The sequence below is a fragment of the Mesorhizobium sp. M7A.F.Ca.MR.245.00.0.0 genome (assembly GCF_003997415.1).
GTDB lineage: Bacteria > Pseudomonadota > Alphaproteobacteria > Rhizobiales > Rhizobiaceae > Mesorhizobium.
Genome location: NZ_RZTE01000006.1, coordinates 115,778 through 142,027, shown reverse-complemented (window position 1 = coordinate 142,027; position 26,250 = coordinate 115,778). Strand labels below are relative to the sequence as shown.

Annotated in this window: 23 protein-coding genes and 1 pseudogene; 8 read left to right on the top strand and 16 right to left on the bottom strand. The window is 58.9% G+C overall.

Features of this window, described 5'->3' with window-relative positions; genetic code table 11:
- Window positions 1-306 precede the first annotated feature (306 nt).
- Window positions 307-1,773: a trigger factor gene (gene tig, locus EOB80_RS09885; protein WP_127327512.1), complete on the top strand. Its 1,467-nt coding sequence runs from the start codon at window positions 307-309 to the stop codon at window positions 1,771-1,773.
- 160 nt (window positions 1,774-1,933) lie between these two features.
- Window positions 1,934-2,458 (top strand): hypothetical protein, encoded by a 525-nt coding sequence (locus tag EOB80_RS09880; RefSeq protein ID WP_127327511.1) that lies wholly within the window; start codon window positions 1,934-1,936, stop codon window positions 2,456-2,458.
- 176 nt (window positions 2,459-2,634) lie between these two features.
- Here EOB80_RS09880 and EOB80_RS09875 read toward each other — a convergent pair whose 3' ends face one another.
- From EOB80_RS09875 to EOB80_RS09815, 13 genes and pseudogenes are all read right to left on the bottom strand, one after another.
- Complete coding sequence (locus EOB80_RS09875; RefSeq protein ID WP_127327510.1) at window positions 2,635-3,951, bottom strand: ArgE/DapE family deacylase; 1,317 nt, start codon at window positions 3,949-3,951, stop codon at window positions 2,635-2,637.
- Entirely contained in the window at window positions 3,951-4,910 is a 960-nt protein-coding gene (locus tag EOB80_RS09870; RefSeq protein WP_127327509.1) for an ABC transporter permease, read from the bottom strand. Before EOB80_RS09870 ends, EOB80_RS09875 begins: the two co-directional genes overlap by 1 nt.
- Window positions 4,907-5,854: an ABC transporter permease gene (locus tag EOB80_RS09865; RefSeq protein ID WP_127327508.1), complete on the bottom strand. Its 948-nt coding sequence runs from the start codon at window positions 5,852-5,854 to the stop codon at window positions 4,907-4,909. Before EOB80_RS09865 ends, EOB80_RS09870 begins: the two co-directional genes overlap by 4 nt.
- A 47-nt stretch (window positions 5,855-5,901) precedes the next feature.
- A complete protein-coding gene (locus tag EOB80_RS09860) occupies window positions 5,902-6,888 on the bottom strand; it encodes an autoinducer 2 ABC transporter substrate-binding protein (protein WP_127327507.1) in 987 nt (328 codons plus the stop codon).
- Window positions 6,889-6,921: 33 nt separating this feature from the next.
- Entirely contained in the window at window positions 6,922-7,692 is a 771-nt protein-coding gene (locus EOB80_RS09855; protein ID WP_127293277.1) for an ATP-binding cassette domain-containing protein, read from the bottom strand.
- A gap of 27 nt (window positions 7,693-7,719) precedes the next feature.
- Window positions 7,720-8,496 carry a glutamine amidotransferase gene (locus tag EOB80_RS09850; RefSeq protein ID WP_127327506.1) on the bottom strand — a complete coding sequence of 259 codons (777 nt, stop codon included), beginning with the start codon at window positions 8,494-8,496 and terminating at the stop codon, window positions 7,720-7,722.
- A gap of 72 nt (window positions 8,497-8,568) precedes the next feature.
- A complete protein-coding gene (locus EOB80_RS09845; RefSeq protein WP_127327505.1) occupies window positions 8,569-9,750 on the bottom strand; it encodes a PfkB family carbohydrate kinase in 1,182 nt (393 codons plus the stop codon).
- A gap of 254 nt (window positions 9,751-10,004) precedes the next feature.
- A pseudogene (locus EOB80_RS09840) lies at window positions 10,005-10,166 on the bottom strand (JAB domain-containing protein); the annotation flags it as partial.
- Between the two features lie 114 nt (window positions 10,167-10,280).
- Window positions 10,281-10,505, bottom strand: coding sequence for a DNA-binding protein (locus EOB80_RS09835; protein WP_127327503.1), 225 nt, complete (start codon window positions 10,503-10,505; stop codon window positions 10,281-10,283).
- Between the two features lie 641 nt (window positions 10,506-11,146).
- Window positions 11,147-11,752: a BRCT domain-containing protein gene (locus EOB80_RS09830; protein WP_127327502.1), complete on the bottom strand. Its 606-nt coding sequence runs from the start codon at window positions 11,750-11,752 to the stop codon at window positions 11,147-11,149.
- Between the two features lie 31 nt (window positions 11,753-11,783).
- Window positions 11,784-12,272 carry a hypothetical protein gene (locus EOB80_RS09825; protein WP_127327501.1) on the bottom strand — a complete coding sequence of 163 codons (489 nt, stop codon included), beginning with the start codon at window positions 12,270-12,272 and terminating at the stop codon, window positions 11,784-11,786.
- Window positions 12,273-12,325: 53 nt separating this feature from the next.
- Window positions 12,326-13,153: a thermonuclease family protein gene (locus EOB80_RS09820; protein WP_245466316.1), complete on the bottom strand. Its 828-nt coding sequence runs from the start codon at window positions 13,151-13,153 to the stop codon at window positions 12,326-12,328.
- A gap of 12 nt (window positions 13,154-13,165) precedes the next feature.
- The gene (locus tag EOB80_RS09815; RefSeq protein WP_127327500.1) at window positions 13,166-13,546 is read right to left on the bottom strand and encodes an excalibur calcium-binding domain-containing protein; all 381 of its coding nucleotides are present in this window, start codon (window positions 13,544-13,546) and stop codon (window positions 13,166-13,168) included.
- A gap of 154 nt (window positions 13,547-13,700) precedes the next feature.
- On the opposite strand from EOB80_RS09815, the gene EOB80_RS09810 reads away from it, so the two are divergent.
- Window positions 13,701-14,636, top strand: a complete 936-nt coding sequence (locus EOB80_RS09810) for a S1/P1 nuclease (RefSeq protein ID WP_127327499.1) — start codon at window positions 13,701-13,703, stop codon at window positions 14,634-14,636.
- A 230-nt stretch (window positions 14,637-14,866) separates the two neighbouring features.
- Here EOB80_RS09810 and EOB80_RS09805 read toward each other — a convergent pair whose 3' ends face one another.
- Together EOB80_RS09805 and EOB80_RS09800 are read right to left on the bottom strand one after the other, a co-directional pair.
- Window positions 14,867-16,093 carry a PAN domain-containing protein gene (locus tag EOB80_RS09805; protein ID WP_127327498.1) on the bottom strand — a complete coding sequence of 409 codons (1,227 nt, stop codon included), beginning with the start codon at window positions 16,091-16,093 and terminating at the stop codon, window positions 14,867-14,869.
- Window positions 16,094-16,095: 2 nt separating this feature from the next.
- Window positions 16,096-17,862 carry a hypothetical protein gene (locus tag EOB80_RS09800; protein WP_127327497.1) on the bottom strand — a complete coding sequence of 589 codons (1,767 nt, stop codon included), beginning with the start codon at window positions 17,860-17,862 and terminating at the stop codon, window positions 16,096-16,098.
- A gap of 1,389 nt (window positions 17,863-19,251) precedes the next feature.
- On the opposite strand from EOB80_RS09800, the gene EOB80_RS09795 reads away from it, so the two are divergent.
- The 5 genes from EOB80_RS09795 (at window position 19,252) to EOB80_RS09775 (ending at window position 25,182) form a co-directional block, all read left to right on the top strand.
- The gene (locus tag EOB80_RS09795) at window positions 19,252-20,427 is read left to right on the top strand and encodes a hypothetical protein (protein ID WP_127327496.1); all 1,176 of its coding nucleotides are present in this window, start codon (window positions 19,252-19,254) and stop codon (window positions 20,425-20,427) included.
- A 76-nt stretch (window positions 20,428-20,503) separates the two neighbouring features.
- Window positions 20,504-21,229: a hypothetical protein gene (locus EOB80_RS09790; protein WP_127327495.1), complete on the top strand. Its 726-nt coding sequence runs from the start codon at window positions 20,504-20,506 to the stop codon at window positions 21,227-21,229.
- A gap of 604 nt (window positions 21,230-21,833) precedes the next feature.
- Window positions 21,834-22,841, top strand: a complete 1,008-nt coding sequence (locus tag EOB80_RS09785; protein WP_164762570.1) for a nucleoid-associated protein — start codon at window positions 21,834-21,836, stop codon at window positions 22,839-22,841.
- Entirely contained in the window at window positions 22,834-24,042 is a 1,209-nt protein-coding gene (locus EOB80_RS09780; protein ID WP_127327493.1) for a hypothetical protein, read from the top strand. Before EOB80_RS09785 ends, EOB80_RS09780 begins: the two co-directional genes overlap by 8 nt.
- A gap of 291 nt (window positions 24,043-24,333) precedes the next feature.
- Entirely contained in the window at window positions 24,334-25,182 is an 849-nt protein-coding gene (locus EOB80_RS09775) for a hypothetical protein (protein WP_127327492.1), read from the top strand.
- A gap of 263 nt (window positions 25,183-25,445) precedes the next feature.
- Here EOB80_RS09775 and EOB80_RS09770 read toward each other — a convergent pair whose 3' ends face one another.
- On the bottom strand, window positions 25,446-25,961 hold the full coding sequence (locus tag EOB80_RS09770; protein WP_245466314.1) for a hypothetical protein: 516 nt from the start codon (window positions 25,959-25,961) through the stop codon (window positions 25,446-25,448).
- Between the last annotated feature and the right edge of the window lie 289 nt (window positions 25,962-26,250).

Genomic DNA, 26,250 nt, shown 5'->3' with positions numbered 1-26,250 from the left:
GATGTGGTCAGGTCCAAATGCTGGTTATTCGCCGGGATGCGAAGACTGTTGAAAATTGGCCTCGCCTGTGACAAAAGGCGTGTCAAATGTGACGGGACGCGACGATCCGCTTCTGCAGAATGTGATAAGAAGTAGGAAAAACAAGAACTTATTCACATTTTGGAACGCAGTTTGGGAGAGTTTGAGCCGGGTTTTCGGTCAAATCGCCAGGTTCCGTACCAAAAGCCATTCCCGGCAAGAATATACCGGCAGGCTGTGAACGGCAGAGGCCGTGGCAGTCTCATTGGTGAAAACAAAGGTTTTACGATGCAGGTCACCGAAACGCTCAACTCCGGTCTCAAGCGAGAGATCAAGATCACCGTGCCGGCCGGTGACATGGAAGCCAAGCTGATGGCGCGGCTTTCGGATGCCCGCAACAAGGTCCGCATCAACGGCTTCCGTCCAGGCAAGGTGCCGGTACAGCACCTGCGCAAGGTCTACGGCAAGTCGTTCATGGCCGAAGTGGTCAACGAAATCCTCAACGATTCGACCCGTTCGATCATTACCGGGCGTGGTGAAAAGGCTGCCATGCAGCCCGAAGTCATCATGACCGAGGACGAGAAGGAAGCCGAGAAGATCCTGGCCGGTGGCGCCGACTTCGAATTCCGCCTCAACTACGAGATCATCCCGGCGATCGAGATCAAAGACTTTTCCGACATCAAGGTGACACGCCAGGTGTTCGACGTGCCTGATGCCGAGATCGACGAGCAGGTCCAGCGTGTTGCCGAATCGGCGCGCAGCTACGAGCCGAAGACCGGCAAGGCCGCCAATGGCGACCGCGTCACCATCGACTATGTCGGCAAGATCGACGGCGAAGCCTTCAATGGCGGCGCGGGCACCGATCAGCCGCTGGTGTTGGGTTCGAAGGAATTCATCCCCGGCTTCGAGGATCAGCTGGTCGGCGCCAAGGCCGGTGACGAAAAGCAGGTCACCGTGACTTTCCCGGAGAACTACCAGGCCGCGCATCTTGCCGGCAAGGAAGCGACCTTCGACGTCACCGTCAAGGAAGTGTCCCAGCCCGGCGCGCTGGAAATCAACGACGAGACCGCCAAGAACCTCGGCCTGGAGTCGCTGGAGCGCTTGCGCGACGTCGTACGCGGCCAGATCGAGAACCAGTTCGGCGCCATGACGCGCCAGAAGGTCAAGCGCCAGCTGCTCGACCAGCTCGACGCGGCTTATTCGTTCGAGGCGCCGTCGAAGCTCGTCGACGCCGAGTTCAACAACATCTGGGCGCAGGTCAATCGTGACCTGGAAGCAGCCGGACGCACCTTCGCCGACGAAGAGACGACGGAAGAAGAGGCGCGTGCCGAGTATCTGCGGCTTGCCGAGCGCCGCGTGCGTCTCGGCCTGGTGCTGGCTGAAATCGGCGAGAAGGCCGGCGTCACCGTATCGGACGAAGAGCTGCAGCGCGGCCTGTTCGAGCAGGTGCGCCGCTATCCGGGCAACCAGCAGCAGGAAGTCTTCGAGTTCTACCGCAACAACCCGGAAGCGTTGAACACGCTGCGGGCGCCGATGTTCGAGGAAAAGGTGGTGGACCATCTGCTCGGTCAGATTTCGGTCACCGACGTCAAGGTCAGCAAGGAAGAGCTGATGGCCGACGACGAAGAGGACGAGACCGCCGTCAAGGCGAAGCCGGCGAAGAAAGCCGCCGCCAAGAAGGCCGACGCCAAGACTGCCGACGACGCGGAAGAGCCCAAGAAGAAGGCCGCGCCGAAGAAGAAGGCCTCCGAATAACACCAGCGCTCCGCTGAAACAGGAAGGCCGCCCTCGAGGCGGCCTTTTTCGTTGCCAAACTGCAACAGCCGCCATGCTTCGCGAGCGACGGCCTGTGGCGACCAAGCTTTGATCATTATCTGCGCCTCTATTGCAAGCCGCTTGGTTTTTGGAGGGCGTGTTGAGACTGTTCGTCGAATTGGGACACGCTTCGGCAATCGCGCTGATCCTTGTCTCGGTCTGCGGCATTGCCCAGGCCGGCACGGTGCCTGATAACTGGCGCTTCGGCACGAGCGAAGACGGCCTCGTCACGGCCTCGCTCTACGCCACCAACAAGCTGATCACCGGCGGCGGTGCCTTGAGCTACAGCCCGATCCTGACGATTGCCTGCCGGGCAAACGGCGAGCCGCACTGGACTGAATGGCTGCAACTGAACGACGCTGTTTCGGCCAGCCGCAAGATCACCATGTCGATCACGGTCGATCAGGAGAGCAAGTTCGATGAAAGCTGGGCGGTCGGACCGCGCGGCCGGATGCTGGTGCGCGATGGCGCCGATGGCATCAGGCGCCTTGTTGCCGCGAACCGGCTTCAGCTTTCCTGGCGGTTCGGGCTGCTGGCGGGGCGGGGCGAGGCTGATTTCGACCTCGCCGGGTTTGGCGAAGCGGTCAACCAGGTAGCCGGCAGCTGCAACACCGATCCGCCGTGACGGATCGTGAGCCAGGGCAGCGATAGGAATGGCTTGCTCAGGACCTCAAAATCTCTTGCTCAGGACCTCCGGCTGTCAGAACGCGACGACATCACCAGGCAGTAGCGCAAGTTCGGCCACGATGCCGCCGCCTGTCGTGGCATTGCTAACCGATCCATTCATGTTGGCGGTGCCCGCTAGCGGCACCATTTTTCGACGGCAATTGCAATTGCCTTGGTGCAATCGACGAGATCGCGCACCGAAACGCGTTCGTTCGGCTGATGCGCCTGCGCGGGGTCGCCGGGACCGAAATTGACGGTCGGCGTGTTGCCGAGGCCGGTCGGCAGGCCGATGTCGCTGTGCGCGCCAAAACCACTCAGGACCGGCGAGAGATTGGCTTCTTTGACGGCCTCCTGGAAGACGCCGACAAAGGGATTGTCCGCTGGGATTTCGGCGCAATCGGCGTCGAGGATCCACTCGACGCGGGCGGGGTGCTTTCGCAGGTAGGGGTCTGCCTGGCAGACATTGGCTATGTGCTCTTCGATTTCGCGTTTGACGTTGCCACCCAGTTTGAACTCGTCGTGCTCGCTCGGCAGATATTGAGCGTCGATGATGATCTCGCCGCGCCCTGCCATGGAGGACGGATGTTCGCCGGCGCTCATCTGGGTGACGATGATCTGGTTGGGCAGGTCCATCAACGGATGGTTCTTTCTGGGATCGAACATCCAGCGCCGGTTGAGGATGTCGATGCCGTCGAGGATTTGCCGGCAAAGCTGGACGGCATCGACCGGGCCGCTCGAATACCAGGCATTGGGCGTCAGCTCCGCATGCCCGCCTATGCCGTCAATGATGATCTTCCCCCACAGAATGCCGTGACAGAGCGGTGCGATCTTGTTCGCCGTCGGTTCGGTCATGATGCCGGCGTCGGCGTGAAAACCGCGATCGACCATGGCCAGCGACCCCATGCCGCCGATTTCCTCGTCGACGACGGTGGTGAAGACGACGTCTCCGGACAGGGGAATGTCGAGTCCCTTCAGGATCTCGACCGCCATCAGCATGCAGGCGACGCCGCCTTTCATGTCGACGGTACCACGGCCGTGTAGAAACCCGTCCTTGAGGACGGGCTGGAACGGGTCGGTCGTCCAGTGCCCTGCGGCGCCGGGCGGGACGACATCGATATGGCCGGTCAGCATGATGGAGCGACCGCCGCCCGTGCCCTTCAAGACGCCGCCGAGATTGGGCCGGCCTTCGAACGTCCTGCCTTTGTTGGCGCCGGCCCGCCCCTTGTATTTTTCGTAGAGCGCTGGGCCATCCGGGTCCCATAGATCGGTCGAGAAGCCGAGCGCCTCGATCCGCTTTTGCAGATAGAGCTGGCAATCACGCTCGCCGGGGCCGGCCTCCTTTGGATCGGATTTCACGATCGAGGGGAAGGCGACGAGATCGCTCAGCGTTTGGACGATACGGTCAGCGCTTGCCTCGACGCGCGCGGCAATGATCTCTTCCATGGACGGCATCATGATCTCCAACGTTGGGAAAGTCGGTCGGCGAGAAGGACGAAAACCAGAAGGGCGCCGACAATCCCCACCTGCCAAACCGTGTTGATGTTCAATTGCAGAAGGCCGGTCTTCAGCGTGACCAGCAGCAGGACGGCCGCGAACACGCCGCCGACGCCGCCACGCCCGCCGGTGATGGCGATGCCTCCAAGCATGGCGGCAGTCAGCGATTCGAGTTCGAGGTTCTGGCCGATATTGGGCCTGCCGCTGCCGAGCCAGGAGATCGAGACGAGCCCAGCGGCGCCGGCGAGCGCGCCACTCAAGGCGTAGAGGACCAAGCGAACGCGATCGACCGGAATACCGACCAGCCTGGCCGAGCGTTCGTTGAAGCCCATGGCGTAGATCCAGCGCCCCCACGCTGTCGAGAGCAGCACCAAACCGGCTAGCGCAAAGCAGGGGATGGCAAGGGTGAGAAAGGGCAGGGGAATGCCCATGACGACGCCGCGCCCCCACACAAGCAGCCAGGAGGGCACGCCTGCTTGGGCCGCGCCGCCGGTAATGGCAAGTGCGGCGCCGGAATAGACGAAGAAGGTGCCGAGCGTCGCGATGAAGGGGAGAAGCGCGAGCCCGTTCACCAGCCATCCGTTCAAGGCACCGAGCAGCACCCCGGCCAGGATGCAGACGACGGGCAGCAGGACCGGCGGCAATCCCAGCTTGAGGCAAAGCATCGCGACGATGGCGGACAGCGAGACCGCACCACCGACCGAGAGGTCGATGCCGGCGCCACCGGCCATGATGACCAGCCCTTGTCCAAGGCCGACCAGCGCAAGGATCGTCGAGAACTGAAGAATGGTGGTGACGGTGCCGAGATTGAAGACAGAAGGCCTGAGCGCCAGCAGGCCGACAATCACGATCAGCCAAAGCATACAGAGCAGAGCCAGGGTAAGGGCCGGGCCTTGCAGGTTGCGGAGCGTTTTCATGCGCGGGCTCGTTGAAATCTGCCGAGCGGCAGTCGGTTGCAAACAGCTTCGAAGCCAAGCACGCCGATGATGAGAAAGCCGGTGACGACAGGCTGCCAAAGGGAAGGGACACCGATCAGCAGCAGACCGTTCTGCAGGATCCTCAGAAGCAGCACGCCGAGCACGGTGCCGATCAGGCTGCATCTGCCGCCCAATATGCTGGTCCCGCCAAGAATGACCGCGGCAATGGCATCGAGCGCCAGCGTGCTGCCGATCGTCATCTCCACATTGCGATAGGTGGCGACATAGAACGTGGCGGCAATGCCAGTCAGCACACCGCTGATGACGAAGGTCATGAAGCGGATCTTGATCACTGGGATGCCAGAAAGCCGCGCTTTTTCCTCCGAATTGCCGATCGCCAGCAGATGCAGCCCATAAGGGGTTCGCCGCAGCGCCAGCCAGACGGCCAGATAGACAACGGCAATCACCAGGGCAGGGACGGGGACGCCGAGCACGCTGGTTGCAAGAAGATTTGTAAGGCTCGAGGGCAGGCCCGAAAGCCATTGCCCTCCGAGAAGTACGAAGACGGCGGTGCGGTAGACACCAAGCAGGCCGAGTGTACCGACAATTGCCGGAACGCGGCCGAGGACAACGACGGCGGCGGTCACGCATCCCAGCAGCGCACCGACCAAAGGACCCGCAATGAGCGCCAGCAGCGGATTGCCGCCGGCGCCGAGCACACGCCCGATGGCGATGGCCGCCAGACCCATGACGATGCCGATCGAGACATCGATGCCGCCCATGGCGAGCAGCAGGGTCATGCCAAGGCCGATCAGCAGCAGTTCGACACTGTTGCGCAAGACCGTGGCTGCATTGCCAGATGTCGCGTAGTGCGGCGATGCGACAGAAAAGATGACGATCGCCAGTAAACAGGCGACAAGCAGAGACCACTCCCGCCCGTTCATGGAGAAGACACCGTTTCCAAACTGCCGCACCACGTTCATCTCAGAGCTCAGAAGTTGAACTTGTCGACATTGTCCTTGGTGAAGACGGCCGGCGGCCCGAGAAGCAAAATGCCCTTGGCGGCATCATAGGTGACGGGCTTTTCCAGGCCGGCGACCTTGTTTTCCGCTTCGAAGCTCTTGCCGTCGATCAGCTGTTTGCCGGCCCAGACCGTGAGATAGCCGAGTTGCTCGGGATCCCAGAGCACCGTGAAGCCGAAGGCTCCGCTCTTCAGGTAGGACCGTGCCGTGTTCGGGCTGCAGTAGCCGGCACCGATGACCGAGCCGATCTTGCCTGCGGTTTCGATGGCCTGGGCTACGCCCGGGCATGTCGAGGAGGCGACGGCGATGATCGCCTTGATGTCCGGGTTGGCCGCCATCAGATCGCCTGATATTTGCGCGGCGCGTTCGGCGGTGCCGCCGGCGAATTGCGGCGCGAGCAGCTTCAGCTTCGGATATTTGGCGGTGGCTTGCTTCTGCATGAAGCCGATCCAAGCGTTGAGATTGGACGCCGTTGCCTCGCCGGAGACGATGCCGATGGTTGCGTCCTCGCCGACGCGCTTGACGAGTTCGTCGACAATGGTTGTGCCGAGACCTTCGTCGGTCGCTTGCGCCACATAGACGGCGCGGCCGCTGTCGGGCGCGTCGCTGTCACTGGTGAACAGCTTGATGCCTTTCGCCTTGGCGCTCTCGACCACGGGTGCGATGCTGGAGGCATCGAGGACGCTGACCGAGATCGCCTCGACGCCCTGATCGATCAGGTTCTGGACGATCTGCAACTGGTCGACCGGATTGGTGTCGACCGGACCGGAATAGATGAAATCGACGCCCATGTCCTTGGCTGCGCGATTACCGCCGGCTTCCATCGCGTTGAAGTAAGGGATGCCGATCAATTGCGGAACGAAGGCGACCTTGTGTTTGTCCGCGGCATGCGCCGCGGTTGCAATGGCGAGTGACAGTGCGGAAGCGGCGAGCACTTTCTTGAACTGTGAAAGCATTGTGTTTGAACCTCTCTGGAAATGACGTGCGTTTCAGTTTGTTTTTTCAAGCGCCCGCACGTCGGGATGAGCGCCTGTTATGAGCGAAACGACTTCCTCGTGATCGGTATCGGCCGCCAGCCGCTCGGCCACCTTGCGGCCGCGCCGGAACACCACGATGCGGTCGGCAACCTCGAAGACTTCGGAAATGTTGTGGCTGATGAGCACAACGGCACAGCCGCGCGCGGCAAGCCGCCGTGTCAGCGCCAGGACCTTGCGCGTTTCGGCAACGGCAAGGGCCGCGGTCGGCTCATCCATGATGACCAGCCTGGCATTGAGATTGAGCGCCCGGCAGATTGCGACGGCCTGGCGTTGGCCACCCGACAGGCTGCCAACAGGCGCTTCTGGATCGGAAATATGAGCATCGAGCTCCTTCAGCAGGCCGTCGACGCGCTGGCGCATTTCTTTGCGCTTCAGGAACGGAATGCCCAAAATGGAGCGTTTCAATTCACGGCCGAGAAAGACGTTTTCTGCGATCGACAGGTTCTCCGAAAGCGCCAGTTCCTGAAAGATCGTCGCGATCCCCGATGCCGCGGCATCCTTGGGCGAGTGAAAGGCGACCGGATTGCCCTCGATGACAAGCTCCCCATCACTAGGCGGATGAGCGCCTGCCAGAATCTTGATGAAGGTCGATTTGCCGGCGCCATTGTCGCCGAGAAGCGCCAGCACCTCGCCGGAGCGGATCTCCAGATCGACATTTGCCAGCGCGGTCAGAGCGCCGAAGCGCTTGGCGATGTTTCTGGCGACAAGAAAGGGCTCTGTCATGACGGTTCCCCGACGATTGTGGATCGGCTAGGCGGCGTTGCTGACCCAGCGCAGCACGTTGGTCCAAAGCCGCGCGTAGCCAGGCCATTCGACAAAACTGTTCGGCAGCCAGTGAGGACCGATGTCCGACGTCCAGACCAGCGTACGCCCTTCGCCATGGCGCCCGGTAACCAGCAGGGGATGGCCGCCCTGGTCCTGCGGCAGCCGCGCCAGGACCTCGACATCGTCGCGATCACGGGCGATGACCTCGTTGGCACCGAGCAGCAGCGGCCATTCGCCCTCGATGCCGGCAAAAATCGGATGATCCCTGGAACCAGTGATCTCAGGACGAAAGCCTTCAGGAATTTCGAGCCGGTCATCATTGGGAAGGCAGGTCACCGGCAGCGCCTCCTCGACCGCCGTGCGATGCCAGCGGGCCTTGCCGTCAATGCCCTGGAAGCTGAAATAGCCGCCGATCATGATCAGGCCGCCGCCGGCCAGCGTCCAGTCGCGCAGGAGCTTGAGCCGGTTGGGAACCGTTTTGCCGTGCAGCCAGACATCGGGGTGGAGCAGGAGTGAATTCGCGCCAATGTCGGACAGGATGATCGTCCTGTATTGCGACAGCCCTTCCATGGTGAAAGGCAGCTTCTCGACGGCCTCGTGAGCGGGCATGTAGTCGAGATCGAATTCGCTGCCCTTCAAAGCGTCCACCAGGGGTGTTGCGCCCAGGTGAAAGGTGACGCTGCCGAACTGGTCGAACCCCTTGTAATGGGTCGCCGAACTCACCCAGCTTTCGCCGACAAGAAGAACTTTTGTTTTCGCCATGATCATACTCTCCTGATTTCGTCGGTTGATGCGGTGTTCCGCGCCAGGTCGAAACGCCGATAAGCCATTGTTTTAACTGGCCATCAAGGCGTTGTTCGCCAGGGCCGCAGCCTTCAGCGTGGCAAAGTCTGCGATGTAACCCTGCGCGCCTTCGACCGTTGTCGTCAGGCTCGCCCCGATTGCCGCATAGCGCGCGGCGTCGTCGAGCGACGCTCCATGCAGCCAAAGGGCAAGGAAGATGCCGGCAAAGCTGTCGCCGGCGCCTGTCGCGTCGACGCGATTGACCGGCAGCGCCGGCACCTCGATCTGCGCACCGCCATTCGCCGGAAAAACGACGGCGCCGAACTCGCCGAGGGTGAGCACGACCGTTCCCCGTTGTTTGATGCGTGATAACACCACTCGCACCTCTTCGATCGTCGTTGCCATGCGGCTGCGAAAGTCGAAGATCTCCCGTATCATCACATCGTTGATGAAGGTCAGATCGATCTGTTTGACCATCTGCGTGAAGGTTTCCGGCGTGCGTGCGCTTTTGGGAAGGCCGGCCGAATGCAGGCTCACCTTCCAGCCCGCCTGATGAAAGCGCGCGATGGACGCGGTCATCGTCTCGTAGTGGAAGCCTTCGATATGAAGGCAGGCCGGGCGTTGCTCGGGCTGGATATCCAGATTGGCTGTCAGGTCGACCTCGCCAAGCTCGAACGGTTCGCTGATGATCGTCCGGCTGCCATTGCGCTCGATGATCACGATCGCCTGGGAGAGGCGGTTATTGGGCGTGTTGCGGATCGGCAAGGCGTGGACACCCAGTTTCGAAAGCGCGCCGAGCGCCCAATCGCTCTCTGGATCCTGGCCAACTGCTGTCGCCAGTTCAACGTCCAGCGCGTAGGGTGCTCCGATGCCGGCGGCGGCAACCGCGAGATTGGCCGCGGGGCCACCCAGCGCCTTGTCGATGTGGCTGGCGGTGATCCGGTCGTCGCGATGCGGCAGCACGTCGACGCGGCACAGGAAGTCGACACTCACCCTGCCGGCGACCAGAAGTCTTGGCAGGTGATCGAGGTTCTTTGGCCTGTGTGGCGCGCGGCCCGGCAGTGAGCGCGCAAAGGAGCTCGGCCGATACATCAGCGCGGCAACCGCCTTCTCGATGCGGTCGCGCGTGCCTTCCTTCAGGCTTGCCGTTCCATTGATGAAATTCGAAACCGTGCCGATGGAGACACCGGCGGTTCGTGCGACATCCGCTATGGTCGGGCGCTTGCGTTGCAATGGCGGAGTTCCAATTGAAGCGTTTCAAAACGGTAGCAGCGAAAATGCGATGCCTCAACGGAATTGTCTTCTAAAAATCAAGAGAGAATTCCTCTCGATTGGAAGTTTAATCCAGAGATAGAGCGGACCTTGGGCCCTCTTTCCAAGATTGAACAATTTTCAAATTTTTTGGTAAAAGATTGTGCAAGCGAATTTCCTGCACTTCATTCGATCGCCCGGGCTTGATCGGACGGTCTTGGCATGCCCCCGGCCCGTCAGATCAGCAACAGGCCCTTCATGCTGGCATATCCCTTCCGCCCGACGATGATGTGGTCGTGCACCGCGATGCCCAGCCGCTTGCCCGCCTCGATGATCTCCTTCGTCATTTCGATATCGGCTCGTGAGGGTGTGGGGTCGCCCGACGGGTGATTGTGGACCTTCCTCGCGCCGTAAGCTATCTTATTGAAAAGTACGCAAAAATGTCAAACGCCGTGAGCGTAAGGAGCGGCTTCTGGGGGCGGTATTGGAAGCTCCTCCGTCGTTAATCACGCTCACTCACCGCCGTTCATGCTGAATCGCTTTGCCCCCCGGCACGCCACTGTATTCTTTTGATCCCACGTCTCGAGTTCCTCAATTGGGTACAACACGGCTTTGCAAAGTTTAACGTACGTCGGTCCAATCCTCTTGGCTCGCCAATTTCGCAGCGTTCCAAGAGAGATGCTGCCGCGGTAGCGTTCCGAAACTTCCTCAGGTGTCAAAAACTTCTTGTTGTCCATCACGCTCTCCAAATGTCCGAATTCGGGAACATGTGAGCAGGCTTTAGCGCGCTCCCAAACCCTGGATCATGCAGTTGCGCGGGCATAGTGGGTATATGAATCGGAAATAAAAGCCGCTGAGCGAGGGAGTAGAAGCAGGGGATATGCCTGGATAGAAATCGGATCAACTGCCAACAAGTGTGCAAGGTCGGTCGACGCGGGCCAATGGGAAAATGAGGAGTGGCACTTGTGAAGTAACTCGGGGTTCATGAATCCGCTTCGGGACGGGCTTGATCGAAGCACTTACGCATAGGAGATCTACATGGCTCCCGATTGCGCCGCGATATCGCGCCAAGCGGCACTAGCCGGACAGGGCAGGGCACCTGGGTTGGGATGCATGGCCCGCCGCCGAGCCCACCGGTTCGGACGTCGGTTTGTGGTGGAGCGGCAGAGCGCTACCGTCCTTTCTCAACGCTGATTGACTTGCCAATTCAAGGATCGAAGTGGCAGTTAGAGCTCTTTGATACACCAAAGGCTTTGCCGTTGAGATCACCCCCCCGGCAGACAAAGCAAGTTGTCGTGCCAAAAGACCATCCACGGTACAGAGAAGGCCCATCATAGCCGGGAGAGCCTCGTCTAAGGTTCATGCCGTGAACTCCCGCTCAGAGAAAGCTAGCCCAATGGCTCTCGGCCACAATCGAGATGGGCAACCCCTGGTCGCGCCAGTCAGTCGCCTTGACGATCTTGTCGCCAAATGAGGAATGTTTCCACGATTCGGTGGCATAGGCCCCTATCACCAGAACCTCTGTCTTCTGGCTCAGACCTCCCGCGAAGCCACCACGATCTGCAATGGCCTGTTCGCAGTATTTTCGCTGACCGAAATTGAATGTACCTGTGAAGCAGTACAGCCGGCCCACGAAGGTCAGAGTTGGGGCCGGCCTGCAGAGTGGCAGCGTTGTCGGCTTTAGCACTTCCCCAAGTTCGAAATCTCGATTCGAAAAGCTGTTTAGCGTGTCCAGAAGTCCGGCGTGTTCATCCGAATCGAGCACGCCATCTGCGAGGATATCGTTGATGCGCCGATACAAGGTTCGGATGAGTGGCTGATTGCTGATCTCCGTATTTGCCGCCAACCATTTTTGAAGGAATTCGACCTCGGCCTTGTTGATGGTTCCATCCGCGGCCAGGCCACGCGCCAGTCCGATGAGTTCGTCGACTTGACGCGATGAGATGCGATCACCGCCAACGCGATTGTAAAATTTGTCGTCCACTAAGACCTCCCTCTTTCGAGAAACCCAGTTCTCATGCGTACTTTGCAGGCCAACGCCAATCCGTTTGCGCCTTGCCGTAGCAGTTGCCATAGTCGACGAACTGCCCGCTAGAGATGTCGCGGCACGCCCAAACCAGTTGGCCGTACTGGTTGTAGAATTCATCCCAGTCGGAGCCCTGATAATGGTTCGGCCTGCCATATCCGCCGCCGCCGCAGTTGTTGTTCGAGCAAACCGCGATGGCGGCGCCCACTGCGGCGATCGCCACACCCGCGGCGATCGCCTGGTTCTGCTTTCTGATCATGTCGGCGCATTGCTGTGGCGTCACCGACCGCCGAACAAGCTCCGTGTAGAGACCGTCACGGAAGCTTTGATCGCTCGTCGAGGCATATGATCTGCAAAGCGCGGACGTGCTCACTGCCTGGGGGTTCTTGTTCAGCGCTTCTTGGGACGTTGTGCACGATGCGCTTGCAAGCGCAAAGACTACCGCGGCCGAAGCTGCGGCACGCCGGCCGATTTCCATTTAACCCCCCAAATTGTTCAGCCGGCCAAAATTCCACGGCCGTTTGTCGTTCTCTAACAGAGCGTTTCGCATGCAACGCCGTCGCCATCACGATCCAACTTTCGGCCCCATGGGCAATTGCTGAGATACCATTGGGCTTCGTCGCAGGAGCCGATTTGCGAGCAAGTCCGCCGCGGTTGGCATGAGTAGCTTTGCGCTACCTGCCGGCGGCTGATGATGCCGAGTGGACTGACGGCCGGCTGCTGACTGTCCGCATGCTCAGCACGCCAATCCCATGGCTCCTGAAACGTTCCGACCCATAGGCCGACCTTCGCCTTCTCGGCTTTGCTCTGCTGCGCTGCATACGCGCCGTGGCTGTAGCGAAACCAATCGAGTGCCTGGCCGTGCTCGACCATCCAGGCGGCGACGCCGGCGCCGTCGGCGCGCCGGCAGTCGCCAACAAAACGGCCGTAACGGTCCCAGGTGACGAAGCTACAATGCACTGGCCTCGAGGCCGCCAGGAACTTATCCAGTGCTTCGGCGGCTTGGCGCCCGCAAGCATATTTGAAGCCCCTGGCGTCGTCGCAATACTGCCGGCTCTCTGGCGCGTCGATTCCGTTAAAGCGGATCCGCTGTCCGTGAATTTCGATCGTGTCGCCATCGATCACCGACGCAACACCGGCGATCGGCGCCGGACTCGGGCCAGTCCAGTTCGCCAGATTGAGCTCAGTTATGCGGTCGCCGTGCTGCATGACGGACTGCGTTGCGTAGGCCGCGACTGCAGCGACGGTTACGACAATCAGCCGCTTTGGAATGCCCGCCAATCTGCGTACTCGCCGCACCTTGGCGCCTGTCCGTTTGCGCCATTGGGCAGATCGATTGTCGTAGCGAGAGCTGTCCAACGTCCGCCGCCCCTACTCGCACCCGACGCCGTCGTGATCGCGGTCCAGCTTGTTGGGATCACCGTTGGTGATCTTCACCGGGGCAACCACGACAGCGTTGTTTCCCTTGCCGCCTGCGCAATCCAAATCACCGCCGCCCGGCCGTGACAATTGCGTCGGTGCTGCCGACACCCCTCGATACCTATTGACGACTGCGGCAGCGCGCACGCCGTTGCCCTCGCTATGCGTGTTCTGACTGTTCGGATTGAACGGGTTGACTGTTTGGAGGAGCAGATTTGCATGACCCGCGTCGCCGGCCGCGAGTGTTACCGTATCGTAATGGTCCAAGTAGTCGGCTGCGCAGCCCGAGAAGAGCACTGAACACAACACGCACGAAAATTCGCGCACGCCCATGAATGAATTTCCCCAACCCGGGCAAGATCATGCGCTATTTGGCTTTTGTTGTCGAATCCAGAAGAGGTTCGAGCTTCCGTGAAGGCACCATTGCCGTCATTGCCGCGTCGTCTACAGTTGATAGATCAGAAAAGTCGGTTTCGGGGAGGAGTACATGCGTGGTGCGCTCGTCTTTGGTTCCGTTCTTTCGTTGATCCTGTCATCGGCGCCTGCACTGGCCTGGTGGGACGGCGGGCACATGCAGGTCGCCGCCGTGGCCTACTCTAAACTGACCCCGCAGGCGAAGGCCAAGGTCGATGCACTGATCAAGCTGAACCCCGACTATCCGGGTTGGATCGCCGGCGTGCCCGATGATAAGAAAGCGCAATACGCCTTCGTTCATGCGGCCGTTTGGGCGGATGACATCAAAGACTCTGCCCACGGCTACACCAAGGACGACGACACGCCGACGGCGCAGAACATCGGCCACGCAGACAAAAACATGCACCGCTACTGGCATTTCAAGGACATCAGATTTTCGACCGACGGGACGCAATTCTCCGATGCCGATCCGATCAATGCCGTTTCGCAGATGAAGCTGTTCATCGCGGCGCTGCCGGCGACGTCGGCCTCGACCGATGACATTCGCTCCTACGACATGGTTTGGCTGCTGCATCTCATCGGCGACATTCACCAGCCGTTGCACGCGACGGAGCGAATTTCTGCGATCAACACAGATGGGGACCGTGGCGGCAACGAAGTCAACGTGACGCCGGCGACCGGCGAAACGATCGACCTTCACGCCTATTGGGATCGGATGTTCGGAGGTTACGTTTCGGTGCCCGGTGCGATCTTCGATGCTAATGACAAGGCCGGCATCTCGAAGCTCCAGGCCGACAGCGCAAAAGCCAAGCTGCTCGACCCGGACGCTTGGACCCAGGAGAGCTTCGTGCTCGGCAAGAAGTTTGCGTATGCGGAGCCTGTGCTGAGCGAAAACACCGTGGCCGTGCTAACCCGCACATATGAGACCGATGCGCGAAACGTTGCCAGAAGCCAGGCAGCGCTGGCGGCGGCAAGGCTCGCCAACGTTCTCAATGACGCATTCAAATAACGGACAAGACGCGCGAATTAAGAACGGGCGAGGGCGACGGTTCGACGGTCACCCGCAGAACAGCAGGGCCATCGAATCGTGAGACTGCATAGGCCCTGACTGGATTCCAGCAGCAGACTACCCTGTCGCCAAGCACACCTCTACCGTCGTAAGCAGGAGAAAGATTCACGATCACTTTGCCGGCTTGCTTATCTGGCCTTCTTTGGCACATGATCTCGGGCCGGTGCCTTTCAATTGCGGGTGGCTTTGACGCCCGACACCACGCCCTTGTAGGAGGACGATGAGGTTACGGAATCAAGCATGGCGCACATCTTGTTCGGACCGTCAAAATTGAAGCCTAGACATCTCTGATCAGCGCTGCAGGCCAATACGCAGTCGGCGTAGCCGCTCCGCACATTCGCGTAAGCGCCCCCGATGACTACTGTGTCCTTGGCGAAAACGAGGCTAGAGTACTGCAGATTCGCCTTGATGGCTCCCTTCGCCGCCATCACTGCATCAGGACTTCTAACCAAAATCGACCCATTGTTTTTCATGAAACAGGCGGCGTGTTTCTTATCATAGGTGAGTGCTAAGCAGCGGCGATCTGCTTTGCATTGAGCCTGGCACTGTTCAAGCGAGACATCCCAAGCTGGCATACCCGGCAGATCGTTTCCGATCGCGTCCCATCCGTCCTGCTGCACAGACAGTTCGTCGGCTGCGGCAGCTGCTTCTTTCCGCTCATCGTCCATGTCGAAATCGGTTGGCGCGAACCTGGCCTCGTCGAGCCAGAGGCAATGGCTGGCGAGTTCACGCGCCGACGTGTCGTCAAGGCCTACCGATGCGAGTGTCTCGCTCGACGACACCGGTGCCAACGGCATCGATGTAGGTGAGGATCTGTTGACAAGTCTTACCTGAACTTCAATTCCGGTGTTTGCCAGCTTCCGCGTATAACACCAGGCGGTGTCCCAAGTTGGAGCTTTCTCACTGTCAAAATGATGACCAGACTCGAGTTGCCAGGTACTGCCAGCATAAGCCACTTTGCGATTGGCGAACTTTACGAAATCGAACGTATCCGGATTGGCTGGGTCTACGGGCGGCGGCTTCGGCTGCTCGATTTGCGGCGACTTAGGCTTGTCGGTCTTTCCTTCCTGCGCGATTGTCTCGCCACCCGGAATTCTGTCTTCTGATTTCTTCGTCTCTTTTGTCTCGTCTTCGATCTGGTTTGGCGGAATGTTTTGAGTGACCGACGGCTCCGGTTGGATCAACGTTGGGTCACGATCAAAGACCAGCCATACACCCACGCCGATCCCGATAGCGGCCATTGCGACGGCAGCGCCGCTAGCCATTCGGCGAAATGCATTGGCGCGAGCGATCTTGTCGTGCGCAGCTGCTTCTGCCTGCAGAGTTGGAATGGCCGACCGTTTGATCTGCAGATCGATCGCCTGTTCGAGCAGCTTGGTGTTATGTCGTACGAGCACGTCTACCGCCTCGCTTCGCCCCAGTTGCCGGCTCGCAGTTCCCCCTCAAGGGCTTCCTCAATCACTTTCTGGTCGTATTGTCCTTTTGCAGAAACCTTTACTAGATCGATTACTTCCGGAGGCAGTTCCCTATCCAACGCCCGGCGCAACGCCTCGGGGTCGTCAGTAAGGATAGGCACGTATAGGATCTCTTTGACGATCTTCTCGACTTCGACAGGAACCTCGACGCGCTTCTCTACTTCTCTGTCGAAAGGCACCTGCACGGGTACCTTGCGGACACGGCGCCACCGCCAGCGTAACAGCATTCGACGCAACAAACGCGAGAGTTTGCTGTCGCGCTGAACTTCGGGCTGTGCGCCGATGCGTTGCAGGGCCAGCGCGACCATCGCCGTGATCGGCCCCGCTAACGCGGCGATGAATGCAAGCGAGGCGAACCAGATCGTCGATACCGTGCCGGCCTGTGCGTCCGAAACGTCTTCCGGCTTCAGCCCATACCAGCGAGCTGCCAGCCTACGGATCTGATCGTTGCGAGCAACTGGGAGGCGCTCTGTTTCCAGGCGGCTGAGTTCCGTAGCGATCGTCTCTTGCCGCTGCTGGTTCTTGGCGAGTGTCTCCGACTTTCGAGTTGCGGCTTCCTGAGCGGTCGCTAGCGCAGTACGTGCCTCGTCAAGCTTGCGATCCCAATCGGCCGCGGTGCCGTCATAGAGCTTCTCCAGATCGTTGCGCCTGGCCTCAAGGCGTTGTTTGTCTTGCAGAGTCATCGGTGGACTATCTTTTCGCAGCCTCTCATATTCCGCGCGGGCCGTAGCGACTGCGGGCTCCAATTCAGCCAACTTAGGCGCGAATTCGGCCTCCTTTTTGAGCCGCGGATTGGCTAACTTGTTCAGCCCTTCTTCGTTGCGCTGCACTGACGCAAGATCGCCTTTTTCTCGCGCGCTCTTTATACGATCAACGTAGCTATCCCGCTGTCCCTCGAACTGCTCCACGGCGTCCTTGATCTCTCGATCGCGCCGTTCCACCAGTGCGCTTAGCGCTACTTGTTTCTCCTCGAGAAATTCTTTGGCTCGCGCCGCCGCTGGTGAAAGGGTGGTTGCGGCCTGCAGCTCTTCGTCAACCTCACTTATCCGTGCGCGCAATTTGTCGCGCTCGGTGTCAGCCAACCCGCTGAGCTGTTCCAGATCACTTCGGGCCCTTGCCTCGTCGTCAGAGTCTCGCAAACTTTCGGCTGCCGCCTTGAGATTATCGAGCTCTTGCTGGAGTGCTTTCGTTTGGTTGGCGAAGTTGGCGTACTGCACCTCGCGCATTGTGCTGGCACGCTCCAATCCGAGAAGGACTGTCTCAAAAGTGATGCCGGCCAAAACGAGCAGAAAGGCCAGGATAACAGGCTTCCAAATCCACGAGGCGCCGAACAGAAGAGTGGCGATTGGGATCTTCGTCAACTCGGCAATAGCGATCATAAAGAACGGGGCACTTGCAAGGACAAGGTCCATCGAGTTCGCCGCCTCATTAGCAACGAATCCGCGGTAGCTCAGAGCGACGCCGGTGGTTAGGCCGATGATCGCCGCGACGATTTCAAGTGCCCACGCACCGCGATACGTCCACTGGCCATAGCTCGCCAGCTTTTGGCTCATTGCCGCGTGCATATGTGATCCCCACCCTTTTCCAAGCCCATCTTGACACGCGGCGCCGGCGTTTGCAGCAGAATTTAACGCTTGATACAGCGTTACTTGGAACAGGGTGAATAACCGGCGGACCAGCAACAAAGACATTGTTGTGTCTGCTGGACTGATTTGGTTCGGATGGCGCCTTGATGCGTGCACCACTTTACTGCCCGTTGTCGCCGATGAGGCGCCCACGTCTTCGGTTCTGACCTGCTGCGAAGAGAGCAGTCTTCAAATCTTTGGTCAGGCGCTTGGGGGGCACCATGATCAGCGGCGCGAAGTTACCCCGTCGGTCGGCCAAATGGTGCAAGAGAACGACAATCAGATTGCGCGGTTGTCGGGAGGAGAGCGAAGCGAGGCTGATCAAATTGACGTATCGGCGCAGAGTTCAGACATCGGAGCGCACAGCGTCGTTCGGCAATCACTCAGCTTGATCCAACTTGCAAAGGTAGTTGAGGTGTCTGCATTCACGTTGAGGCTTCCGAATGCTTCGCGCGGTTGTGCTATCCCATCTTTGTGCACGAAGCTCGGATCCCGTCCACGAAGTTGATCCTGCACTCAGCTGATGGATGGGCGGATAGTTAAATATAATCAGCTAGTTACGTGATGCCGTGTGCAACAATCGCACACGAAAGTTCTGCTTCTCTTCCTTTTCGTTCCCTTGGCCGCCCACAGCTCTATTTGAAGCGCTTTTCGCCCACGATATTGACCGTTCCATCGCGGGCGTTCGCTGCAATATCCGTGCCCCTTGTTGTCCGATGCGGCGTCCAATTTGCCTGGGGTTCCTGGAAGCTTTTCGAACTTTCTGGGTCGCGCCGCAGCCCGAATTGCGGGTGCTTATGGACAAATTGGGACACTAGATTCGGTTTAAGGATAATTGGAGGCATCGGATGTAGACGGCCGCTTTGCGCCTGAAATCAGCCATAGCGATCGGCTTTGGCCAAGTCTGAAAGCAGACGTCGTTGGGCGTTTGTTGTTCGCGCCCATGCGAAGGTAGACAAAGACGAATTTCCGTCTCAACCTGCGCATCGGTAAGGCAAGTGCATGACCCGGACGAGCAGGTCGCCCAAACTGGCGAAGGCTAGTCTTGGCGGCCAATGGCTGAAATGGGGTGCGGTCAGAGGTGAGCGACGAGTTGGAGCCTGGAAACTCAGACGTCCCAAGCGCTCTTGCCGTTCGCCGCGACGCGTTGGCTCGTAACTTCAGGACCTGGGCATCTCGCAGGTTTCCGTCGCTGATCGACTCCCCGAACACTAAACGAAGCCGGGAATACTATCTTCAGAAAGATCTAGAGACGATTCCCGCCAGCATTCCAGCGGCAACTCAACACGTAGCGCTCAAGAGAGTCTTCGGCGCAGAATTCTACACACCAGCGCATGCGGAACGTCTCTTTCAAGCGTTTGAGAAGCTGGGATGGCATTCGGCGGAGACGTCCGCCTTCCAGCGTACCAGCGCCGACTGGGTGGCGCGCTCACGGCGAGGCTCAGAAGGCGGAGCTTGGATCAACCTTGGTGCGATCGTTCGGCCGGGAAGCCATCGGCTTTTTTCAGGGACGCTACAGAGGTCGATCTTCCGAACGGGTTCGAGGACGCACATGCCGAACTTTTCTCCATCAGTTCATCGCTAAGCTGCATTGTCGTGACTTTCAATGCTGCAAGAGACGTCGAGGGCCGCTACGAGCACATTGCGCGGGCATCTTTGAGCACCGAACTACGCAGGACCAAGCGTGGCTTTTCAATAATTGATCCCAGGAGCCGCAAGCGTCAAGCGATCGGTCAGGCTCGAGACGATTTTCGGCGGAACATACTCAAGTGGTTCAAGACTAACCTGCCGGGTGCCTTTGCCACCAGCGGGAACCTGGAGCTTCTCCCGACTTGCGAATTGCTATTCCTCGACGGAATCCGCACGCAGGAGGATCCACCGACACGGAATCTCTGGATCGATTACCTCGGTCTGGACTACGGTGGCGGAGATTGGACCAGTTCCAATCTGCCTGGCTTGAGGTTCGCGCATCCAGTGTCCCACGTCGATAGCCAGAAAGGGCACGCGGTGCTTTCCGTGGAGCGGCGCGACCTCCGGGCCTTTGACAATGCCGTGTACGGCGGCGACGACGACCGCGCCTACCTGAACATGTTCTCGATGAGTCTGCCCGGCTTGATCTGCCTCTGGGCGATCCCTACTCTTTTACAGCTATACCGAGCGGAACTGAACGTCGTTCGCGACAGTAAATCGTTCACGGGACAGTCCGAGAATGCTGCGAGCGTGCTGACTCGTCTTCGACAGGTCACGTCCAACAGTATCGACATCTCGCTCTTGGCTGCAGAATTGCCGGAGGCCATTCGGTTTCCTATCCGGGATAGCTGGGACTTCTTTCTTGAGTCGGACAACGTGGAGACGATCAGCCTGATCTCCGCCTTGACCCGAAGGTCGATCGAACTGGTCGATCAACTTGCGACCTCCGACAGGGCGATCCGGGACCTGCTTCTCCAGCAAGGCAACCTCATGAACGCATTGGAAGCGATCGAAACGCAACGCACAATGTCGAGACTGACGATTTTCATCACCGCGTTGACCATCGCCATCTTGATTCTAACGGCCGTGATGGCTGTCCCGGTTGTGTTTCCCAACTCTCCCGAACAACCAACGAAAGGCGTCGAACTTAAGGGGCAGTAGCGCTTCGCCGTTGGCCAGACCTCCCTCCTTCCCTAGAGCAAACAACGCCCTCTTGAAGTTGATCAAGGTTATGCGAATGTCTGAAGCCCAGAAATCCAGTGACATCGGCATGAAGCGAGGTCGCACGCTGGCGAACCTGCCCGCCAGCGCCCAACTTGACCTGATTGCAGAAGGCTTACCGATCCTGATGAAGAGCGCCGGAGACCTGCTGGCGGCCGCGAGGTCGCTCGAGGGACATCCTCGCTCGGCGAGTATCCTGCTTGGACATTCGCTTGAGGAGGTCGCCAAGATTCTGGTGCTCATCGACATCGTGCGCTGCCCTCCTAAAATCAGGCCGTCGCGCGTCGGACCGATGATGCAATGGTTCTGCGATCACCTGGCCCGCTTGCTGTACCTTGACGCCCAGAGCTGGCGACCGATGCATGTCAGGCAACTGCAGGAATATCTCGATGAACAGCGGCGTTCCCATTATCTGGAAGGCTCGATGGGCGAATACATACTCCCGAATTCCACCCTCGCGGGCCGCGAATCTCTGCTCTATGTCGACATCATAACGTATGAGAAAGGCGACCCAATCTGGAACGAGCCGTCGAACCACGAGCCAGTGTTCGGCTTCGCAGGTGGCAATCCACGACCTTGGGAAGTCTGCTGCGCACTCCGGGATTTCGGAGCCTTTACACGAGCAGGGCTCGACGTCGTTTCCGAGGTATGGAGCCGCTCGATTTCAAGGACGAGGTGTCCGCAACAGAGTCAGACAGGCTGTCACATAAGATGGCCTTGGCCTTGCAAACTGCAGGCTTGATCACGGAACAGGCCAATGAGGACCAGCTAGGCTACCTCTTTCGAAGCTGGCAGTTGCCGATGTATCGGATGGACTTCAAAAGGATTGAAGTACCCCTAGACGAGCTTAAGGATCAGCGGGATGCCAATTTCTGGTCTGATGTGGGATACTAGACGCCGTTAACCCGCGCGCTAGGCATCCCCGATACCACTTCTGCCGCCTTCCTCCAGAGAAGCACCGCGCGAATGTATGCGTTCCATTTTTCTATCCCGATACCGGACTGTCCGAAACCGGCTCCAACGCTGCCGGGCTGCAATGCGCCTCATGTCGGACGTTGAGATAACCGGTGCCGATCGCCATGAGCTGAGATCGCAGACAGATACGCAGGAGTCCCCCTGCGCCGAGCTGACCTTGGCGTCCCTTTGTTTGTCTTGGTAGAGCCGTATCACACGGTTGAGCCTGGAGCCTGTTCATGAACATTCCTAGAGTGATACTGACCCAATAAATCCCATAGATCGATGAAATTCGCGCTACACCTGAGCGGTGCAGTAAAACTTTTCGTAGCGATGAGCGATTATTTTTGGTTTTATTAGGCAAAAAGGAATCGACCAAAAGGGGGGGCGAGTTGGCCGACAACATTGTTTCAGTGGCAATCCATCATCTAGAGAAGACCGACGCTGGCGCCTATCAAGTCCACCCCGGTAACGGGGCGCTCGCTGTGGGGAATACAGCTAGGCGACTGATCGATGACCTGCATCGGCTGTATGCGAGGCGGCCATCAAAGGCCTACGGCCGTTTCTCGATGGATACCGCCAATTTCCCTACATCGCTCCGACTTGGAGAATACGTCGACGGAGGGTCAACTTTCGAAGAGACGACGTTGGCGCTTATGGACACGCTCGCCAAAGAAGCCGGTGGGCGTCCGGCTTCCGAGGGCGGGCACGTCTTCTTCGCGCATTTCAACCGTGACGAAATCCAATACGTCTTGGTGGCGATCGTCAACGACAAGATCAGCGCCGCGCTTACGGAGAACGCCAACTTAGAAGACGTGAAACATCTCGACGTAGACGGATATCGCTTCGCCGGCCGCGTCAACCTCACGGGCTGGGCGGCGAACGAGGAGCGCTACCTCAGCTTCCTAAAGGGAAAAGGGGCCGTTTCAGAGTATTTCAAGCAATTCTTGGGCTGCGAGACCACGGTGCTGGCCAGGGTCGAGACCACCCACATGGTTCAGGCGCTCAAGCAATTCGCCGACACCCAGCCGATGGAGCCTGCCGAACGGGCCGACTTCATGGCTCGCGCGATGAACATCTGCACACGCGATGCCAAGGCCGATAAGCCGATCAACTTCACCACCCTCGCAAACGAACTTCACCCTGACGACCCTGAGGCTCTCATCGAATTACTCGCGGACCCCGATCGCGGCCTCAATGACGGCTTCGTCGCGGACCGTCGCGCTCTCAGAGGGCTGGTCGAGTTCAAAGTGAAGACTCCCAACTGGGCGGTTGAGTTTGAGCGCAAAGCACTGCACGAGGGCAAGGTGCGTTTTGATCCCGTCGAAAACAGCATCACCCTGCTGGAGGTGCCAGACCACATCAGGCAGGAACTGACCGAGGAGATCGAAGGTGGCTAAGGCGACGATCACCTGGCCGGATCTGCTGGAAGTCTATCTCAACTCCGTTTGGGACGCCGGCGACAACGGACACATCACCGTTGCCAACCAAAGTATCTTGGAGACGCTCGGGCTCATTGAAATCTCGGAAAAGGCAGCAGAAGCAGCCGACATCACACCTCTGATCGCCCCCGACCAGGTCAAGCTGGACAGCGTCATCCCTGCTCGAATAGGTTACCCAAAGTATAGTCTCGGCTTGCTCGTCGAGACGTGGGACGGATTGCTCAGAGCCCCGGAACGACGAGTGGAGGAGTCATCCACCTTCTTTATAAAATCCGACCGCTCACACTCGGGCCTCGTACCGGCTTCAGACGCGCTCGCCAGATACAGGGCGATCCTAAAGTTTGTCGCCACTCTAAGTGGAGCCGCGCTCTTCACCGACGTCCAACATGCGAAGCTAGTCTATTTTGGGGACGGCCGCGTAGAGGTGCCGGTCCGCTACGACGCCAGCGATTTTCGGCTCGTCGAAGCCAAACAGATCGAGGCGCTGGCGGCCACACTGGAAGGCGATATCCACCGAGAGCAAAGGCTCAGCATTCTCGGCGAAGCGGTCACAACTCTCGTGGCTAGCCAACCAGCGGCGGGGCGCTTCGTCTATCTGCTGCAGAATGCGGACGAACTTAAGAAGCGTGTCGACGAAGGATACAAACTTTTTGCGTCGAGTTTTTCGTATTCGAAGATCCGCAGCGAGATCGAGAAGAATCAAGCCGACTATGTCAACCGGGTACACAAGACCTTCACCGACATTCAGGGGCAGTTGTTGGGTCTACCCGTCTCCGCGGTCGTTGTGGCAACCCAGATGAAAGCTACGAACACCTGCGGTCCCGTGGCCATTGCGAACATCGCCATTCTTGGCGGAGCCTGCCTTTTCGTTGCCCTGCTGATCGCCTCGTGCGCAAATCAGTGGCTAACGCTTGGTGCCATCGACCGGGAAATCAAGGGCCAGCGTACCAAGCTCAATTCGGATTTCAGTGAAATCCGCGATATGTTCACGGACGCTTTCGATGCCATCGAGGGACGAATCCGCTGGCATCGCGTCGTGCTGATCGTGATATCCCTTGTTGCGCTCGCCGGGGCCTGGTTCACATGGCAGGGGTATAGTATCGCGACGAAGCTGGATGGGTGGGGGTGTCTCGTCCATGCTGGGATCCCCACCGTATAACCATCAGAATGACCATAAGACTACTGCGGGCCACCAATGGCCAACCGCCGCGATATTTTAACCATCCAAATCTTGGGCGTTTCGAGCCGGGTGCTGGTACAGGGAGGGGACGTTGGCTCACAAGAGTCTGCAGTGTACAGGATTTCCGGCGCGCTATTCAGCGGTCAATAAGTTGACCTCTATAGCCACCAACCGCATGGAATTGGCGTTGTCGCTGATCGCCCTCGGTCCTTGCCATCGACCGCATCAACTGACCGGCGCGTTTTGGTGTCACTGCGAGGTGTTGTGACAATGTTCAGCCTTCTTGATGCCCAGTTGAAACCGACCCATGGCTTCAAGTCGCAAACGGCCTCTAACCAGAAAGCGGACGCGTTCAAGCTGGCGGAGGCGCTGACAAGATGGTTTGCCCAACGCCATTTGGGCGCCGCCGTGGTGGTGCCAGTAGAACAACACGCTGGCACTTTCACCCGCATGTCGAGCTTCGCGCCCTATCCTAAGTCGATGCCGAAGTACTTCCGACACTCTACAAAACCGGCGGCGAAAACGGAGCCCGACTTCTTCGCTTTCCGCGGCCCCGACGACATTCATGTCCTCGAGAGCAAGGGGCGGGCCGGCTTTGCGATGTACGGCGTGCCACAAAGCGTCATCAACTCAGCAAGAAACAAAGCACTGCGCCAAGTATGCGCCATCCAGACTCTCAACGGCATCGCACCCAAAACACGCTCGGCCTGTGTCTTCGCTTTTGATCAGGCTGGCTTGCAGGGTCAGGTGACCGACCCACCGTCGACCGTCCAATTCAACTATGAAGTCGCTTGGCCCCGGTTAATCACCCGAGCCTACGCAACGGTGCTGGATCCTCTTTTTGAGGCGAATCGCATCGATATCGATAGAGATTACGTCGGCGTCAAGTTCATGCCGGGTTGGAAGTTTGGCATCCACAAGGCGGTCTATAAGCAACTTCGGGACGTGGACGACGAGGAGAGCTTCAAGAGGTTTCTTGGGCTGCTGTCTAACCTGCCAGCGAGCGACGGAGTCACCGCGTCGAAGATCGAGGATCGTAGCTATAGTCCCGATGGTTTCGTCCTAATAGGCACTCCCGATACGTTTGAAACCCCATTGCGCGACATTATCTGCATGTAGCTGCGGAATACAGAACTCTCTGGCTATTATGAGCACAGTTGAACGTCCGTTATTCGCTGGCGGCGCGAGAAATTTGCCTGTCCGCTTCCGGCCCCATTTCGGTCATTGTAATATTGGCTGCGAATGACCGGTCTAGTAACCTACTGGCCCGTTCCAGTCTTAATCTGTGCTTGGCGAAAACCTTCGGGCTGTCCGATGGGTTGATCCCAGACGGTAGAGAAGCAGCTCTAGAAAGAGCCCGCTATGCCCAAGTGAGGGCCAAACTAGAGTTCTTCGCTAGAGCATTCTGTAGCTTTCGCGACTGCATCTCTGGCTTCGAGCGCAGACATTCCAGCCTTGACCATGGCCAGGAACTGGTCCCGCATCCGGATGTGTCGGCGCGGGTTCTTACGCAATGCCTCTGGCAGCTCATGACCGTGACGGAATGCCGTCTTGTATAAGCTGTCATCTCCGTCGCGCCACTCGATATGTGGGTCAGGGATGAAATCGAATCGGCTGGGCGTAGCGCCGAATTGGGGCGTCAGGCACAGCCATCTTCCTGCAATCTCTGCTACGGAATGAAGGATGAGGTCCTCACCATGAGGCAGCCAACCTATCACATGTCGGCTTGAATACCTGGGGTCGTTGGCAACCTGTTCCGCGCAATTGCGGTGACAGTCATAGGGTACGAAGCCCGTCTCGAGCAGATCTTCCGCAGGCGGCCGCGTCACGACCACGCGCGGTAGAGCAATCACCTCGGCGTAGGTTGTCGCTTCCCAGGCCGACGGCGGGAAGGCCATGAGTTCTATACTTCTCTGAATCATGTCTGCGAGATCACTGCCCGCGACGTTAGCAATAGTCACCATACCACCTTTGTTCTAAATTCCGGTGATGACCACGATCCACGTATCTATGCCGGTTCATCCTGGCGTCGGCAACCTCAGGTGGCCATGGAAGACTCCGGCAGAAAGGCGGCCGTCGGTCTGAAAATTTCTATGTCGTCACTTGGTGGACTATGGCAAGCGGCAGCAATCTACCGGGTCGCGCCCACAAACATTTTAGGTAGCGAGTTCACGGGCGTCCTTGCCA

What these genes read in the sequence shown, in the direction of transcription:
- tig (WP_127327512.1), top strand. Translation starts at nt 307, where the DNA reads ATGCAGGTCACCGAAACGCTCAACTCCGGTCTCAAGCGAGAGATCAAG.
- EOB80_RS09875 (WP_127327510.1), bottom strand. Translation starts at nt 3,951, where the DNA reads ATGCCGTCCATGGAAGAGATCATTGCCGCGCGCGTCGAGGCAAGCGCT.
- EOB80_RS09870 (WP_127327509.1), bottom strand. Translation starts at nt 4,910, where the DNA reads ATGAAAACGCTCCGCAACCTGCAAGGCCCGGCCCTTACCCTGGCTCTG.
- EOB80_RS09865 (WP_127327508.1), bottom strand. Translation starts at nt 5,854, where the DNA reads ATGAACGGGCGGGAGTGGTCTCTGCTTGTCGCCTGTTTACTGGCGATC.
- EOB80_RS09860 (WP_127327507.1), bottom strand. Translation starts at nt 6,888, where the DNA reads ATGCTTTCACAGTTCAAGAAAGTGCTCGCCGCTTCCGCACTGTCACTC.
- EOB80_RS09855 (WP_127293277.1), bottom strand. Translation starts at nt 7,692, where the DNA reads ATGACAGAGCCCTTTCTTGTCGCCAGAAACATCGCCAAGCGCTTCGGC.
- EOB80_RS09850 (WP_127327506.1), bottom strand. Translation starts at nt 8,496, where the DNA reads ATGGCGAAAACAAAAGTTCTTCTTGTCGGCGAAAGCTGGGTGAGTTCG.
- EOB80_RS09835 (WP_127327503.1), bottom strand. Translation starts at nt 10,505, where the DNA reads ATGGACAACAAGAAGTTTTTGACACCTGAGGAAGTTTCGGAACGCTAC.
- EOB80_RS09825 (WP_127327501.1), bottom strand. Translation starts at nt 12,272, where the DNA reads ATGGAAATCGGCCGGCGTGCCGCAGCTTCGGCCGCGGTAGTCTTTGCG.
- EOB80_RS09815 (WP_127327500.1), bottom strand. Translation starts at nt 13,546, where the DNA reads ATGGGCGTGCGCGAATTTTCGTGCGTGTTGTGTTCAGTGCTCTTCTCG.
- EOB80_RS09810 (WP_127327499.1), top strand. Translation starts at nt 13,701, where the DNA reads ATGCGTGGTGCGCTCGTCTTTGGTTCCGTTCTTTCGTTGATCCTGTCA.
- EOB80_RS09800 (WP_127327497.1), bottom strand. Translation starts at nt 17,862, where the DNA reads ATGTCTTTGTTGCTGGTCCGCCGGTTATTCACCCTGTTCCAAGTAACG.
- EOB80_RS09790 (WP_127327495.1), top strand. Translation starts at nt 20,504, where the DNA reads ATGTCTGAAGCCCAGAAATCCAGTGACATCGGCATGAAGCGAGGTCGC.
- EOB80_RS09775 (WP_127327492.1), top strand. Translation starts at nt 24,334, where the DNA reads ATGTTCAGCCTTCTTGATGCCCAGTTGAAACCGACCCATGGCTTCAAG.
- EOB80_RS09770 (WP_245466314.1), bottom strand. Translation starts at nt 25,961, where the DNA reads ATGGCCTTCCCGCCGTCGGCCTGGGAAGCGACAACCTACGCCGAGGTG.